This window comes from Enterococcus sp. 2G9_DIV0600 (genome assembly GCF_002140615.1).
In the GTDB taxonomy this organism is placed as follows: domain Bacteria; phylum Bacillota; class Bacilli; order Lactobacillales; family Enterococcaceae; genus Enterococcus_D; species Enterococcus_D innesii.
Genome location: NZ_NGLL01000001.1, coordinates 1,376,680 through 1,391,215 on the forward strand (window position 1 = coordinate 1,376,680; position 14,536 = coordinate 1,391,215).

Below are 14,536 nucleotides of genomic sequence, written 5' to 3' on the forward strand. Positions count from 1 at the left end.
GCCGTTTCATTAGAAAATCAAGATAAAACCAGCAATTCTTTTGCTGTTTTGGTAAAAGGTACACAGCCATCTGCAGTGACATACACACAGTCTTCAATACGGACACCGACCTGATCTGGTAAATAAATGCCCGGTTCGATAGAGAAGCTCATGCCTTCTTCGATCACTAAATCATTGCCAGTGATCAAAGAGGGGAACTCATGAACCGTGGTCCCGATGCCGTGACCTAGACGATGGTTGAAGTAGTCGCCGTAGCCATAGCCAGTAATCACATCACGAGCGATCTTGTCTAATTCTCCAGCGGTGATCCCAGGTTTGACCGCTGCTTGCGCTGCTAGTTCTGCTTCAAGAACGATGTCATAAATTTTTCTTTGTAATGCAGTCGGTTCTTTATAGGCAACCGTTCTGGTTGCATCACTGCAATATCCTTTCCAAACGACCCCAAGGTCAAACAAGACAAGTTCATTGGCAGTCACTTTGCGCTCACCAGGTACGCCATGAGGACTTGCTGCATTGGCACCAGCTAATACGGTCGTATCGAAGGACATATGGGAAACCCCACGTTTTTTCAACTCGTACTCAATTTCTGCCACGATTGCCATTTCGCTGACGCCTTCTTTGATGGCAGCAAACCCAATCTCAAAAGCAACATCTGCCCAGTTGCCAGCTTCTAGCAAGGTGTCGATCTCAGCAGCCGTTTTGGTTAACTGCATTTTTTGAATGACCGGAGTCACATCTAAAGAAAAATCGGTCTGTGGCAAAAACCGTTTCAATGCTTCATAGCGCTCGACGGAAAGGTCATTTTTTTCTAGTGCCAAGGAAGAAACTTGGTAACGAGAGGTCAATTCCTGACAGATTTTCGCCCAAGGGTCTTCGCTATCGAGATAACCGATAATGTCAAAGGGCCAGCCACTATTTTTTGCTTCTTCTACTTCCAGAGCTGGTGTGAAAAGAAAGGGATCTTTTCCAGGTGCGACAAACAAAGCAAGGACCCGTTCATGAGGTTCACTTTTAAAACCTGAAAAATAAGCGATCGTTGCTGGATTAGAAATATAGGCAACATCTGCGCCATTGGTTTTCAACCAGCCATTTAACTCATTGATTTTTTTATCATTCATTTGAAAAAACCTTCTTTCAAGTATTCTTTTTCTATTTTATCATGCTTTAGAAGAGAATAGGGGCGGGGAAAGTAGGAAATTGCTAAGTTTTCATGAAAACAAAATTAAAACGGTTGCAAATACGGAAAAAATTTGCTATCCTAACAAAGAAATGTAAATAAGATTTTCTGAAAATAGAATAAGGGAGATATATCATGGAAAAACAAACAATTACGATTTATGATGTTGCACGGGAAGCGAATGTATCGATGGCAACTGTTTCACGGGTAGTCAACGGAAATCCAAATGTAAAACCAGCAACTCGTAAGAAAGTGCTGGAAGTGATCGACCGCTTGGATTATCGTCCAAACGCAGTTGCTCGAGGGTTAGCAAGTAAAAAGACCACGACTGTTGGTGTCATCATTCCTGATGTCAGCAATATGTTCTTCTCATCACTTGCTCGTGGGATCGATGATGTAGCGACCATGTATAAATACAATATCATCTTAGCCAACTCTGATGGCGATACGATGAAAGAAGTCAACGTTTTGAACAACTTGTTAGCAAAACAAGTGGACGGCGTTATCTTCATGGGTCATCGCATCACGGATGAAATTCGCGGGGAATTCTCTCGCTCAAAAACACCAGTCGTTTTAGCTGGTTCGATCGATCCTGATGAACAAGTAGGAAGTGTCAATATCGATTACACAGCAGCTGCCAAAGATGCTGTTTCATTATTGGCGAAAAACAATCAAAAAATCGCTTTTGTCAGCGGTGCTTTGATCGATCCAATCAATGGCCAAAACCGCTTGAAAGGCTATAAAGAAGCCTTGAAAGAAAACAACCTTGAATATTCTGAAGGGTTGATCTTTGAATCACCATACAGCTTTAAAGAAGGCTTGGCCTTAGTTGATCGCATCATCAACAGTGGTGCAACAGCAGCTTATGTCACAGACGATGAGTTAGCCATCGGTGTCTTAGATGGTTTGTTAGACAAAGGTGTTAAAGTTCCTGAAGATTTCGAGATCATCACCAGCAACAATTCATTATTGGCTGAAGCAGCTCGTCCACGCTTATCAAGCGTGACGCAACCATTGTATGATATGGGTGCCGTTGCGATGCGTCTATTGACAAAAATGATGAACAAAGAAGATGTAGAACAAAAAACGATCGTCTTGCCTTACGGTATTTCAGAAAAAAGCTCTACGAAATAAGCAGCGATTCACGGAACCTATACAAGTGGAACAACACTACGTTGTTCCGCTTTTTACTTTTACGATCGTTCGTGTGGGTAGAAAATCTACGGATTTTTTACCCACACGTTTTTTGCATAAAAAAACTGATCAGCACAAGGCTGATCAGTCATCATTATTCGTTGTATTTGCTTGGTCATTGTCTTGTTCATCGTCATCATCATCATTTGCTGTAGGCGTGGCATTGTTTGAAGTATTATTAGACGATGTATTTGAAGAGCGATTGGTTGAACGGCTAGACGATGCTTTTTTCCAATAGTCAGCGTAATTAGCGTCCGAACCGCCGATCCCAAACTTAAAGTCGACCGTATCCGGTCCGCCAGTGGCCCAATATGAGTTGACGGTATCGCTTGGATTCGTGTAGGTTCGATTATCGACCCGCACGGTGCCTCCTGGTTGGGTCCCTGTAAATTTGGAAACTTTGACTTTTTTCACGTCATTTGAAAGCTCAAACTTCTGATCCACACCAAAAACTTCTTGATTTGTTTGATAGATCCGATTGATTAAGTAAGCCATGTAATTGGCTGTCCGAGTTCCTGCAGCACTATCAGTAGCTTTGTTGTCATCCCGTCCTGACCAGCTGCTGATAGTGATCGATGGGGTGGAAACGACTAGCCAAGAGTCTGACCAGTTATTGGTGGAACCAGTTTTACCGATCCAATCGGCATTCCCGAGATTCCAATCTAATCCACTGATAACTGTTTTGAAGGTACTGGTTTTTTGCTCATCGATGACACTGCGCATCATGTCGGTCATGATAGAAGCCGTCGCTTCAGAAAAGACCTGTACTGGTTTGGCTTCATGCTGATAAAGCACTTCGCCTTCATTGTCTTTGATGGATTCGATGATGTAGCCTTGCTGATAGACACCATTATTAGCAAATGTTTGGAAGCCATTCGTTTGATTCAACACTGTGACATCCGTAACCCCTAATGGCGCTGATTCATATGCCCAGCTATTATCTTCCGGATAGCCCATTTTGCTTAAATAATTTGTGTAGGCGTAAAAATGATCGCCTTCTTTTTCCCAAAGATCTTGGAAAATATTTGTCGCTGCGATATTACTGGAAACTTCTAGTGATTCGCGAATCGACATGAAGGTATTGGTTCCGCGGTTTGTGGCATTGACGATTGACTCACCAGCGTTTTCTCCCGTCCGCCATTTTGCGGCATAGTCAGAAACCATCGATTCTGAGCCCATCAAACCACTTTCGATGGCCGGACCATAAACCAGCATTGGTTTGATACTTGATCCTGCTTGACGTTTGGCATCAAAGGCATGATTGAATTGATTTTCAGCATAGTTACGTCCACCAATAAAGCCTAAGACTTTCCCAGTGGCATTATCCATCATAACATTGCCGACTTCGATGGTGGCGTCGCCCCAATTGTCTAACATAGAGCCGTATTTATCAACGGCATCTTGCATCGCATTATAAATGTCTTTATCGATCGTTGATGTGACGGTATAGCCGCCATTAACAAGTTTTTGCTGCGCCAATTCGAAGTATTTTTGATAGGTTTCCTCTTTGGCGTATTCTTCGTCACTGACATCATCTTCATCTGCCAGCTGTTTGGCAATAATGTCTTTTGCTTCATTTAACACAGTGTAATAAAGGAAGCTTTGATCCGTTTGTTCAATGGCTTCTTGTTTTTTGAAGTCTTGTTTTAAGTCATAGTTAAGTGCTTCTTCGTATTCTTCTTTCGTAATATCGTGGTTGCGATACATACTGAAGAGGACAAAGTCTTTCCGTTCTAAGCCCGCAGTCAGGTTCTCCTTGATCTCCCCCGTATTTGTATAAGGGCTGTAGACGATCGGGCTTTGTGGCAGACCCGCAATAAAGGCTGCTTGCGGTAAAGACAGGTCAGCTGCGTTGACGCCAAAGATTCCTTGCGCCGCTTCTTGCACACCTGCGATATTTTGCCCTTTATTGTTCCGACCAAAAGGAGAGATGTTTAGATACATAGTGACGATCTCGTCTTTATCAAAAAACTTCTCTACTTCCATGGCCAATAAGATCTCGTTGGCTTTGCGTTTGAAGGTCGTTTCACTGGAAAGGATTTGTTGCTTTACCAGCTGTTGGGTCAAAGTGGAACCCCCGCTGCCGCCAAAACCTGTCGCTTCAGATAATAATGCTCGCACGACCGCTTTTGGTACGACGCCATTGTGAATATTAAAATATTCGTCTTCGGTTGCGATGATTGCTTTTTTCAAGTAGTCCGAAATTTGATCAGAATTAACCGACGTTCGCATCAGATCTGAGCGAATCGTTGCGATTTTACTGCCATCTGAGTACGCGAGTTGAGAAGTCTCTGTGATGTCGGTCAGTTCTTTCTGCAACTCTTCTTTAGAAGGAGCTGCGGTATCTTCCACAAGAAAAGCAAAGTAGCCGGCACCGATCCCTAAGGCTAAAGAGCCGCCAAGCACCAGCAAAGAAATAGCGACTAAGAATAAGGCATGTAAAACCCTTAGACTGATATTGAAATAGAACCAGCCTCTATTTTTGTTTTCTGTATTCTTTTGTTTTTTCGTTTTCTGGGACAAAAAGAGTCACCTCAATAAATTAGAATAGATTCCGTGTAATTATAGCAAAAAACAAGACGCTTGGGTAGCACCCTATCCGTTATCTCAAGAAGAGGATCAGGAAATTCCTTTTCACGGTTGGATCTGATCAGTGAAAACAAAGGAAAACGAAAGGATTTGCCTAAAAGTTTCTTTTTTGGTAAAGGACTTTGAGAGAAAGACTTTTCATTGCCCTCTTTTTCAGTTAAGATGAACAATGAAGCAATTATTAGGAGGAGAAAGAATGAGTACAGACTTTTTTGAAGAACTAAAGCAACGCGGATTAGTTCATCAGACCACAGACGAAGCAGCCTTGACCAAACAATTAAATGAAGAGTCTGTGAAACTATATATCGGCTTTGATCCTACCGCAGATAGCCTGCATATTGGTCATTTATTGCCTATTTTGATGTTGCGCCGTTTCCAACAAAACGGACATGTGCCGATCGCATTAGTTGGTGGCGGTACAGGAATGATCGGTGACCCATCCTTTAAAGATCAAGAACGTCAATTAAACACATTAGATACGGTTTTGGAATGGTCACAAAGTATCAAGAGCCAATTATCTCGCTTTATTGATTTTGATGACCAAGAAAATCCTGCCATCATTGCCAATAACTATGAATGGTTAGGGGAATTGAAACTGATCGATTTCTTACGGGACACTGGGAAAAACTTTACTATCAACTACATGATGAGCAAAGAAAGTGTCAAACGTCGGATCGAAACAGGAATTTCCTACACGGAATTTGCATACCAGCTTTTACAAGCCTATGACTTTTTGAACCTTTACGACAACCACGGTTGCTTGTTGCAATTAGGCGGTAGCGATCAATGGGGGAATATCACCTCTGGGATCGAATTATTGCGTCGTGAGCGTGAAGTCCAAGGGTTTGGGTTGACTATGCCATTGATCACAAAAGCAGACGGAACCAAATTTGGGAAAACAGAAGGCAATGCCGTTTGGCTGGATGCTAAGAAAACGACACCTTACGAGTTCTACCAATTCTGGATCAATACCGATGATCGTGATGCAGTCAAATTCTTGAAATATTTCACCTTCTTATCATTAGAAGAGATCGCTGCAATCGAAGCAGAATTTAACGCTGCACCAGAATCTCGAGCAGCGCAAAAAGCTTTGGCAAAAGAAGTCACTACTTTGGTTCATGGGGTAGAGGCTTATGAACAAGCCGTACGCATCTCAGCAAGTTTATTCAGTGGCAACATCAAAGAGTTGAACGCTGAAGAGATCGAACAAGGCTTTAAAGGGGTTCCTAGCCACCAGGTAACAACTGATGATTCTTTGAACATCATTGAAGTATTGACAACTGCTAAAATCGAACCATCAAAACGTCAAGCAAGAGAAGACGTACAAAATGGGGCCATCTACATCAATGGGGAACGCGTCCAAGACCTAACGTACGAGCTCCAAGCAAGTGATCGGATCGGTGGGAAATACGTCGTGATTCGTCGTGGCAAGAAAAAATATTTCTTATTAACATTTTAATCGCAAAAAGCGAACCGCCCTGTTGGTTCGCTTTTTTCAAATTTTTGTAGAGGAAGGGTTTTTGTTGGAATGGGAAACATAGTGTTGAATGCCGCCGGCTTATTTGCCATGATTTTCTTAGGATATTTTCTTAAGCAATTGAAAGTCCTTTCGAAAGCCGATGGCTCGATCTTATCCAAAATTATTTTGAATGTAACGTTACCGGCGGCAATCATTTTGAATTTAGCTGCAATGCAAGTACAAGTCAGTGCCCTTAGTTTGATTGTGATCGCGTTGATCATTACGATCGTTCAGATCCTCTTCGCATTTTTCTTGACAAAAAAAGAATCGAACACGCTGCAACAGTTTGCGATGTACTGCGGTTCAGGCTTTAATATCGGCAATTTTGCGATTCCTTTTGCCCAAAGCTTTTATCCTTTAGGGATTCCGCTGATTTCGCTGTTTGATATGGGAAACAGTATCATGTTGGCAGGGGGAACGACGATTTTCATCGAATTCTTGATTGGAAAGCGGACGACATTTGAACCAGGGAAAATCTTTTTGAATCTCCTGCGCTCGCCAACATTTACCATTTATCTAGTGATGCTGATTATCCGCAGTGCGGATTGGAGGATCCCTGAGGCGGCATTGGCGCTTGTCCAACCAATCGGGATCGCAAATACGTTTTTGTCCATGTTTATGATTGGCTTATTTTTGGATTTCCGCTTACCGAAGCACACTACGCCAACGGTAATCAAAATTTTAAGCTTGCGCTACGGACTGGCCTTCGTGCTATTTGCGGCTTTCTATGTTTTACCAATCCCAGTTTTATTAAAGCCAGTTCTTTGTTTGTTAGTGTTTGCTCCGATTCCCTTGTTCGGTGTCATTAATTCCGTGATTGCTGGGATGGAGGAAGAAGCAGTAGGGTTCGTTTCTTCCATTAGCTTTTTGATAAGTATGCCGATAATGACGGGTGTCCTAATGTTATTTGGACTCGCTTGATAAAAAAATACGGCAATGAGCAAAATAATCGCTTTACAAGGCGCTTTTATCGATAATAGAGAAGACTAGATTTAGGAGGAAAAGAAAAATGTTGATTGGTTCACACGTTTCAATGAGCGGCAAAAAAATGCTTTTAGGAGCAGCAGAAGAGGCGGCTAGCTATCAAGCTACTACGTTTATGATTTATACCGGAGCTCCGCAAAACACGCGGCGCAAACCGATCGAAGAGATGCAGATCGCAGCCGGACAAGATTTTATGACGGAAAAAGGAATTTCGAATATCGTCGTGCATGCTCCTTACATTATTAATTTAGGCAATACCATCAAGCCTGAAAACTTTGGCTTTGCCGTTTCATTTTTACAAGAGGAAATCCAAAGAGCGCAAGCTTTAGGTGCGACTCAAATCACGTTGCATCCCGGTGCCCATGTCGGTGCAGGACCCGAAGCTGGGATCAAACAGATCATTAAAGGCTTGAACGAGGTCCTTGAAAAAAATCAAACTGCCCAGATCGCATTAGAAACAATGGCAGGTAAAGGCACCGAGATTGGTCGCAGCTTTGAAGAACTGGCAGCAATTATCGATGGTGTTACTTTAAATGAAAAACTATCCGTTACACTAGATACTTGTCACACGAATGATGCCGGCTATAATGTCAAAGAAGACTTTGACGGCGTCTTAAACGAGTTTGACAAAATTATCGGTTTGGATCGTTTGAAAGTCATCCATGTCAACGATTCTAAAAATCCGCAAGGCAGTCATAAAGACCGACATGCCAATATTGGTTTTGGGACGATCGGTTTTGAAGCGTTGAATAAAATCGTTCATCATGAGCAATTAACAGCGTTGCCGAAAATATTGGAAACACCGTATGTCGGGGAAGACAAAAAGAACAAAAAAGCCCCTTATGGTTATGAAATTGCGATGCTGCGGGAAAAGAACTTTGATCCTGAGCTCTTGACGAAAATCATGGCCGGTGCTTAAACGGTTCATTTAATATGAACTATCTTGTTGTGGGAGGAAGAAAATGGACTTTCAGTTGCTGATCAATGCCGCGAAACAAAAACTGGGATTCAGACAGCTCTCTCAATTTGCAGAAGCAGGGAGTGTCGCAGCAGCACTAGCTACTGCAGATGGACAGATCTATACGGGGATCTGTATCGATACCAGCTGTTCCATGGGCTTTTGCGCCGAACAGGCTGCGGCTGCGCAAATGATCACCGATGGGCAGCAGCGGGTGTTACAGATGGTTGCAATCAATTCAGCAGGTGAGCCGATCTCACCTTGTGGCCGTTGCCGTGAATTCATCAGCCAGCTAGATCCTGCCAATCAGAACACGCAAGTGATGATTGCAGCAGGAAAAATCATGACGATAGCAGAGCTGTTGCCTTGTGATTGGAAATCTTCAAAATAAAAAGAGACTTAGCCCCTTAGACCGCTGTGTTTGAAGGGGCATCTTTGTATTATCAATCCAATAAACGAGCTACGTTTTTGGATAAAAAAACTCCTCAACCAGCAATAGCGCTTTGTTGAGGAGTTGATCGATAGCAATGATTAGAATTTTTTCGCAGCTGCTGCTACGCGTTCTAAACCTTCAGCAATGATTTCTGCTGTTTTAGAAGGATCTGCATTGTGGCCTTCAATGATTACTTCTTCTGTGATGTTCATGCCGAACATACCACCGAAAACTTTTTCCATAAAGGTTACAGCGTTTTCCATTGCGCTCATTTCGCCTGAGTAAACACCACCACGGGCATTCAATAGAACGATTTCTTTGTCTTTCAATAATTGGTTCATTGAACCATCTTCGTTATAAGAGAAAGTAAAGCCAGCTTGGAAGATATAGTCGATGAATGTGTGCAAGGCAGCAGGAATCGTTAAGTTCCACATTGGGAAAGCGAAAACGATGGTATCCGCTGCTGCGAATTTGTTCATCACGTCTTGACGGACAGTCATCAATTCTTGTTCTTCTTGGTTTAATTCTTGTTCTTGTGAAAGTTTGCCAAATGCTTCAAATAACGTTTGACCGATATAAGGCATTGGTTGTGCGTACACATCAAAGGTTACAACGTCCACATTGTTGGTATCAAGATTTTCAACGAAGGTATCAAACATTTTTGCAGATACTCCATCAGGACGGTTATTGGCTTTAACAACTAAAATATTTTTCATTTTTTTCCACCTTTACTTTAAGTAAGTTTTAATCACAAAATGTAGTATACTATAAAATAATTTTGCTTACAATAAATAAGTACACTTTTTTTAAAAAAACTGGAATTTTGCAGTTTTTTTCACACAGATTTGGTAAACTTTAGAGAAAACAGGAGGATTTCTATGAAAATATTCGTGGTCGAAGATGACAAATCGTTAGTAAAAATGATGGAAAATCAATTATCCCGCTATACGTATCAAACCTTTGTTCCAGAAAATTTCGCTGCGGTTTTAGATGAATTCTTGTCGATTCAACCAGATTTGGTTTTATTAGATGTCAATCTGCCTTATTATGACGGGTTCTATTGGTGTCAAAAAATCAGAGAACGTTCGCTGGTGCCGATTCTGTTTATCTCGGCGCGCGATGGCAACATGGATCAAGTGATGGCTTTAGAATACGGGGCCGATGATTATCTGGTCAAGCCTTTTTCTTATGACTTGCTGCTAGCTAAAGTGAAGAGCCATATTCGCAGAGTTTATGGGGATTATGCGCAGTCGGATCGTGCGCGAAGCTTGAAAGCTGGCGAATTGATCTATTATCCGGAAGCGTTGAAGATGGTCTATCGTGAAGCCAGTGAATGGCTGACTGTTCGAGAAGGAGAATTATTGACCCTGTTAATGTCAGCACACCCAGAGATGGTCAAACGAGAACGGATCTTAAATCTATTATGGGATGATGAGCGTTTCGTTGATGACAATACGCTTTCTGTCAATGTTGGCCGTTTGCGAAAAAAATTGGCGGCAATGGGCATCAATGATCCAATCCAAACGATTCGCGGCAAGGGTTACGCCTTATCGGTAGTAGGTACCGAACAATGAGAGAATATGTCAAGCTTCATATAGCGAGAATTTTGATCACCGTTCTCGCCATTTCACTGTTCGTCTTAGTGATTTGGCTCGATGGGTATCGAAATTATTTAGTCATTGGGTATGGTCTGTTACTATTTTGCTTGTTGCTTTTGTTTGTTTCTTTGGCGGAGTATCTATCCAATGCCGCTTTTTATCACTATCTCAAGAGTGGAAAAGCTGTTCGTGGCAGCAATGGCTCTCTTTCCAAGAAATGGCGTAAGCAGTTCGATGCAAGAGAACAGCAAATGCAAGAGAAACTCACCGAACTGAATCAGCATCATCAAAACCACATCCGTTTTATGAATATATGGGTTCACCAAATGAAAACACCTGTCTCGGTCTTGGCGCTAATGGCTGAAAGTGAGGAAGTCGACAGCTACGATCTTTTGGCTGAGACAGATCGCTTGAAGAGCGGCTTGGCGACCGCCTTGAACTTTGTGCGATTGGAAGATTTCACGGAGGACTTTGTTATTGAGTCCGTCTCCCTGCTGGAAGTGGTCAAGCACGGGATTGGTGAACAGAAGCGGAATTTTATTCGCAGCGAAGTCTATCCGAAACTGTTGAGTGATGCGGATATCACGGTCACAACAGACAAAAAATGGCTAGGGATCTTGCTGTTTCAACTCATCAGCAACGCCATTAAGTACTCAAAGCCAGAGAGCAAAGTCTGTTTTGAAATTGATCCGTTTTCTAGAAGTTTGACGATCTCCGATGAAGGATGTGGGATTGCGGAAGCGGATCTGCCAAGGGTTTTTCGCCCCTTTTATACAGGTCAGAATGGTCGGCAAACAGGCGAGGCAACTGGAATCGGACTTTACTTAGTCGAAACGATCAGCAAGCAATTGGATATCGATATCGCTTTGGTCTCTAAGGAGAATCTAGGCACGACGGTTACATTAACGTTTCGGACGTAAAGGCTTTCTTACAATTTTGTAAGCTTTCTATCACGAAATCGATAACTGATTGCGCTGCCACCTGCTAAACTGGTAGCAAAGGAGTGAAGATGATGGCTTTACTAGAATTGAAAAATATAACAAAAACCTATGCGGGAGAAGTTTCTGTTGAGGTGTTGCAACAAATCGATCTCAAAGTGCCAGAAGGAGAATTTATCAGCATAATGGGTCCTTCTGGCAGTGGAAAGACTACTATGTTGAATTTGGTAGCAACATTGGATAAACCGACTGCGGGTTCAGTGATCATCAAAGGAGAGCAGCCGCTGGAATTATCTAAGCAAAAACTCGCAGAGTTTCGTCGTCGGCAACTGGGCTTTGTTTTTCAAAACTACAATTTACTTTCACCATTGAGTGTGCTTGAGAATGTTATTTTACCACTGACATTGGATCGGGTGCCGGTTCCTGAGATGAAAGAACGTTCGGAACAGCTATTACGTGAACTTGGGATCTATGAGAAAAAAGACAAACGCATCTATCAGCTTTCCGGTGGGGAGCAGCAGCGGGTTGCAATCGCTAGAGCTTTGATCCATCAGCCGGAATTGCTTTTAGCAGATGAACCGACAGGTAATCTTGATTCAAAGGCAGCACGAGATGTCATGGAAATACTAAGTCAGATGAACAAGCAGCGCAAGGTGACCACCATGATGGTCACCCATGATCCTTATTCCGCCAGCTTTTCTGATCGGGTCGTTTTTATCAAAGACGGAAAACTGTATAACGAAGTCTATCGCGGGGCTGATCAACAGCAATTTTATCAAAAAATTCTTGAAGTCCTAGCACATTTAGGAGGTCGCCGTCATGAATTTCAGACAGTTGATCATTCGTAATCTGCGGGGGAATTTTCGAACCTATGCGGCCTACTTCGTCAGTAGCGCCTTTGCGGCGATGGTGTTTTATATCTTTAGTCTTTTGCTCTTTCATCCGCAATTGGAAGAAAATTTGTCCAATAGCGGTACACTTTCAGAATTGGCGAAGGTCGGTCTATCCGTCGCACTTGTGGTGATCGCTTTACTGTCGCTGTTGTTTTTATGGTATACATTTGTGGTCTTTTTAAAACGACGCAAACGTGATCTGGCAATCTACTTGATTTTGGGGATCGAAGAAAAAGATCTGCGAAAGATTTTGTTTGTCGAAAATGCCCTTTTAGGAACCTGTGCCACAGTGACCGGTATTGGGTTAGGGATTTTATTGACGAAATTATTGCTGCTGATTGCGCAAAATGTCATGTATCTAACAGAAGGACTGAAATTTATGGTTCCTATGGAAGGTTTAGGATTGACCTTTGGGATCTATGTCTTTATTTTTCTCTTGATCTCCTTTTTCAGTACTCGGGCCTTGCAAGGAGAGCAGATCATTTCATTGATTAAGGAAAATGAAAAACCACGTCCTGAACCAAAAAGCCATTGGGCATTGGCTTTTTCAGGAATTGTGCTGTTACTAATTGGCTATGGATCGGTCTTTTATTTTAGCTACCAAACGTACTCGATGCTGCCGCTTATGCTAGGAGTCTTGTTGACTGTTGCGGGCACGATTTTGTCATTCCATCAGTTCAGCGTATTTCTGTTGAAACGATTAAAGAAACGCCCGACCTTCTTACGAGGGACTCGGATGCTGACTATCAGCGAATGGATTTTTCGCATGCGAGACAATGCGGCGATGTATAGTCTGATTGCTATTAGTACCTCCGTGGCATTCGTTGGGATTTCCGTGATGCTGGCGATTGGCAGTTCTTCTTTTTCTTCGATCCAAGGAATCAGTGTAGCCTATGTATTTACGTGGTCTGGGCCAGAAGACCTCGATCATTCTGAGAGGAAAATGAATGAAATTAAAACTGCCATAGAAGAAAAAGGGTATGCACCTGTATCAGATAGTGTTTCCTTACTATGGGCCTATGCGAATCTTGATGAATCTGCAGTTATGAATGATTCATTTTATACGACGAATGGCTTTTCAATTATGCGAGAAAGCGACTATCAGAAAATGATGAAACAAATCGGTGAGGAAGCTGATTCCGTTGCAGATAATCAAATAATGACACTTAGTGCTAATTATTCACGTCGAAAACAGCTCCTAGAAGTCCCTGAGAACGAACGCACAAGTATCTACCCACTTGAATTAGGTTCAGAAACCGGTATAAAAAAGGATATTACGATTGTCCACAGCCCCTCAATGCTTTCTCTGGATTTCTTTGGACTGTCAGTTGTGACAGATAAGACCTTTGAGGAGTGGCAAGCCCTCTTACAAAACTCTAACGATGATATGGAATCTGGTTTTATTTGGTTAGACTATCCAGAATGGGCTGAAACACCTGAATTGGTATCTGATTTCAATGGGAATTTAGATAAAGAAAATGCCTTGATCGATCAGCAATACGAAGAGCTCAGTCAGGAGTTTGAAGCCAAAGGAGACTATACGGATGAAGAGTGGTCAGAAGCGGCAAAAGACATTCCGATGCGTACGTCTTATACCTCGAAATACCAAGTTTTCCAAGAAAATCGTCAGGGAAATGGCATCATTTTAATGATCACGGTATTACTGGGTTCGGTTTTCTTTATTTTCTCCGCTTCAATTATCTATTTCCGTTTATTTGCAGATTTAGATAAAGATGGGGCGTACCATCGTTCCTTGCATATCTTAGGTGTGTCGCCGAAGGAGCGGCACAACGTTCTGAGACGCCAGCTGCAAGTGATGTACTTCTTGCCAACAGTCGTGGCAATGATCCATTTTGCGGTAGCGATGACCGCTTTGCGTATCTTAGTAGAATTGCCTGTTTGGCAATACTACGGTGTGATCGCTAGTCTCTTTTTGATTTTTCAAATCGTTTTTTACTTGATTTGTCAATATCGATACTTCCAGCAAATTGATAGGATCGCCGATCCTACAGAGTAGTTTAATTTTTAAGTCAAATCCCTTTCAGTCAACACGGATTGGGATTTGGCTTTTTATTTGCTGCAATGTTATTTTCCTTTGGCAATGAAGCGTTTTAATTGTGTAAATCACTAATATGCAGATAAAATTAGTTAACACTTATTCTATCAAGCAGTCGCCGATTCGCTGCTAGAATGTGGCAACTGGAAGTCTATTTTCTCAACGTGAAACGAAAAGACAATTGTTAAGTACAATAT

At 42.2% G+C, this 14,536-nt stretch carries 12 protein-coding genes; 9 read left to right on the top strand and 3 right to left on the bottom strand.

Annotated elements, in window-relative coordinates; genetic code table 11:
* Nucleotides 1-17 precede the first annotated feature (17 nt).
* Nucleotides 18-1,118, bottom strand: coding sequence for a M24 family metallopeptidase (locus A5870_RS06600; protein ID WP_086292181.1), 1,101 nt, complete (start codon nt 1,116-1,118; stop codon nt 18-20).
* Nucleotides 1,119-1,312: 194 nt separating this feature from the next.
* On the opposite strand from A5870_RS06600, the gene ccpA reads away from it, so the two are divergent.
* Nucleotides 1,313-2,311 carry a catabolite control protein A gene (gene ccpA / locus A5870_RS06605; RefSeq protein WP_005225798.1) on the top strand — a complete coding sequence of 333 codons (999 nt, stop codon included), beginning with the start codon at nt 1,313-1,315 and terminating at the stop codon, nt 2,309-2,311.
* A gap of 144 nt (nt 2,312-2,455) precedes the next feature.
* On the opposite strand, the gene A5870_RS06610 is transcribed toward ccpA, so the two are convergent.
* Nucleotides 2,456-4,894: a transglycosylase domain-containing protein gene (locus A5870_RS06610; protein WP_086292182.1), complete on the bottom strand. Its 2,439-nt coding sequence runs from the start codon at nt 4,892-4,894 to the stop codon at nt 2,456-2,458.
* A 262-nt stretch (nt 4,895-5,156) separates the two neighbouring features.
* On the opposite strand from A5870_RS06610, the gene tyrS reads away from it, so the two are divergent.
* The 4 genes from tyrS (at nt 5,157) to A5870_RS06630 (ending at nt 8,812) form a co-directional block, all read left to right on the top strand.
* A complete protein-coding gene (gene tyrS, locus A5870_RS06615; protein ID WP_086292183.1) occupies nt 5,157-6,419 on the top strand; it encodes a tyrosine--tRNA ligase in 1,263 nt (420 codons plus the stop codon).
* A gap of 69 nt (nt 6,420-6,488) precedes the next feature.
* Nucleotides 6,489-7,400 carry an AEC family transporter gene (locus tag A5870_RS06620; protein WP_086292184.1) on the top strand — a complete coding sequence of 304 codons (912 nt, stop codon included), beginning with the start codon at nt 6,489-6,491 and terminating at the stop codon, nt 7,398-7,400.
* Between the two features lie 88 nt (nt 7,401-7,488).
* Nucleotides 7,489-8,382: a deoxyribonuclease IV gene (locus tag A5870_RS06625; RefSeq protein WP_077454311.1), complete on the top strand. Its 894-nt coding sequence runs from the start codon at nt 7,489-7,491 to the stop codon at nt 8,380-8,382.
* Nucleotides 8,383-8,425: 43 nt separating this feature from the next.
* Nucleotides 8,426-8,812, top strand: a complete 387-nt coding sequence (locus A5870_RS06630; RefSeq protein ID WP_086292185.1) for a cytidine deaminase family protein — start codon at nt 8,426-8,428, stop codon at nt 8,810-8,812.
* A 140-nt stretch (nt 8,813-8,952) separates the two neighbouring features.
* On the opposite strand, the gene A5870_RS06635 is transcribed toward A5870_RS06630, so the two are convergent.
* Nucleotides 8,953-9,570 carry an FMN-dependent NADH-azoreductase gene (locus A5870_RS06635; RefSeq protein ID WP_005225804.1) on the bottom strand — a complete coding sequence of 206 codons (618 nt, stop codon included), beginning with the start codon at nt 9,568-9,570 and terminating at the stop codon, nt 8,953-8,955.
* A 162-nt stretch (nt 9,571-9,732) separates the two neighbouring features.
* Here A5870_RS06635 and A5870_RS06640 point away from each other — a divergent pair, with 162 nt between their 5' ends.
* The 4 genes from A5870_RS06640 (at nt 9,733) to A5870_RS06655 (ending at nt 14,300) form a co-directional block, all read left to right on the top strand.
* Complete coding sequence (locus tag A5870_RS06640; protein WP_086292186.1) at nt 9,733-10,428, top strand: response regulator transcription factor; 696 nt, start codon at nt 9,733-9,735, stop codon at nt 10,426-10,428.
* Nucleotides 10,425-11,372: a sensor histidine kinase gene (locus A5870_RS06645; protein ID WP_077454308.1), complete on the top strand. Its 948-nt coding sequence runs from the start codon at nt 10,425-10,427 to the stop codon at nt 11,370-11,372. Before A5870_RS06640 ends, A5870_RS06645 begins: the two co-directional genes overlap by 4 nt.
* Nucleotides 11,373-11,461: 89 nt before the next feature.
* Nucleotides 11,462-12,238, top strand: coding sequence for an ABC transporter ATP-binding protein (locus A5870_RS06650; protein WP_077454307.1), 777 nt, complete (start codon nt 11,462-11,464; stop codon nt 12,236-12,238).
* Nucleotides 12,210-14,300 (top strand): ABC transporter permease, encoded by a 2,091-nt coding sequence (locus tag A5870_RS06655; protein ID WP_086292187.1) that lies wholly within the window; start codon nt 12,210-12,212, stop codon nt 14,298-14,300. The genes A5870_RS06650 and A5870_RS06655 overlap by 29 nt, the downstream gene beginning before the upstream one ends.
* The last annotated feature ends 236 nt before the right edge of the window (nt 14,301-14,536 follow it).

Excerpts from the sequence above, each read along its gene's own strand:
- A5870_RS06650 (WP_077454307.1), top strand. The coding sequence starts at position 11,462 with ATGATGGCTTTACTAGAATTGAAAAATATAACAAAAACCTATGCGGGA.
- A5870_RS06635 (WP_005225804.1), bottom strand. The coding sequence starts at position 9,570 with ATGAAAAATATTTTAGTTGTTAAAGCCAATAACCGTCCTGATGGAGTA.
- A5870_RS06645 (WP_077454308.1), top strand. The coding sequence starts at position 10,425 with ATGAGAGAATATGTCAAGCTTCATATAGCGAGAATTTTGATCACCGTT.
- A5870_RS06625 (WP_077454311.1), top strand. The coding sequence starts at position 7,489 with ATGTTGATTGGTTCACACGTTTCAATGAGCGGCAAAAAAATGCTTTTA.
- A5870_RS06600 (WP_086292181.1), bottom strand. The coding sequence starts at position 1,118 with ATGAATGATAAAAAAATCAATGAGTTAAATGGCTGGTTGAAAACCAAT.
- A5870_RS06655 (WP_086292187.1), top strand. The coding sequence starts at position 12,210 with ATGAATTTCAGACAGTTGATCATTCGTAATCTGCGGGGGAATTTTCGA.
- A5870_RS06630 (WP_086292185.1), top strand. The coding sequence starts at position 8,426 with ATGGACTTTCAGTTGCTGATCAATGCCGCGAAACAAAAACTGGGATTC.
- tyrS (WP_086292183.1), top strand. The coding sequence starts at position 5,157 with ATGAGTACAGACTTTTTTGAAGAACTAAAGCAACGCGGATTAGTTCAT.
- ccpA (WP_005225798.1), top strand. The coding sequence starts at position 1,313 with ATGGAAAAACAAACAATTACGATTTATGATGTTGCACGGGAAGCGAAT.
- A5870_RS06620 (WP_086292184.1), top strand. The coding sequence starts at position 6,489 with ATGGGAAACATAGTGTTGAATGCCGCCGGCTTATTTGCCATGATTTTC.
- A5870_RS06640 (WP_086292186.1), top strand. The coding sequence starts at position 9,733 with ATGAAAATATTCGTGGTCGAAGATGACAAATCGTTAGTAAAAATGATG.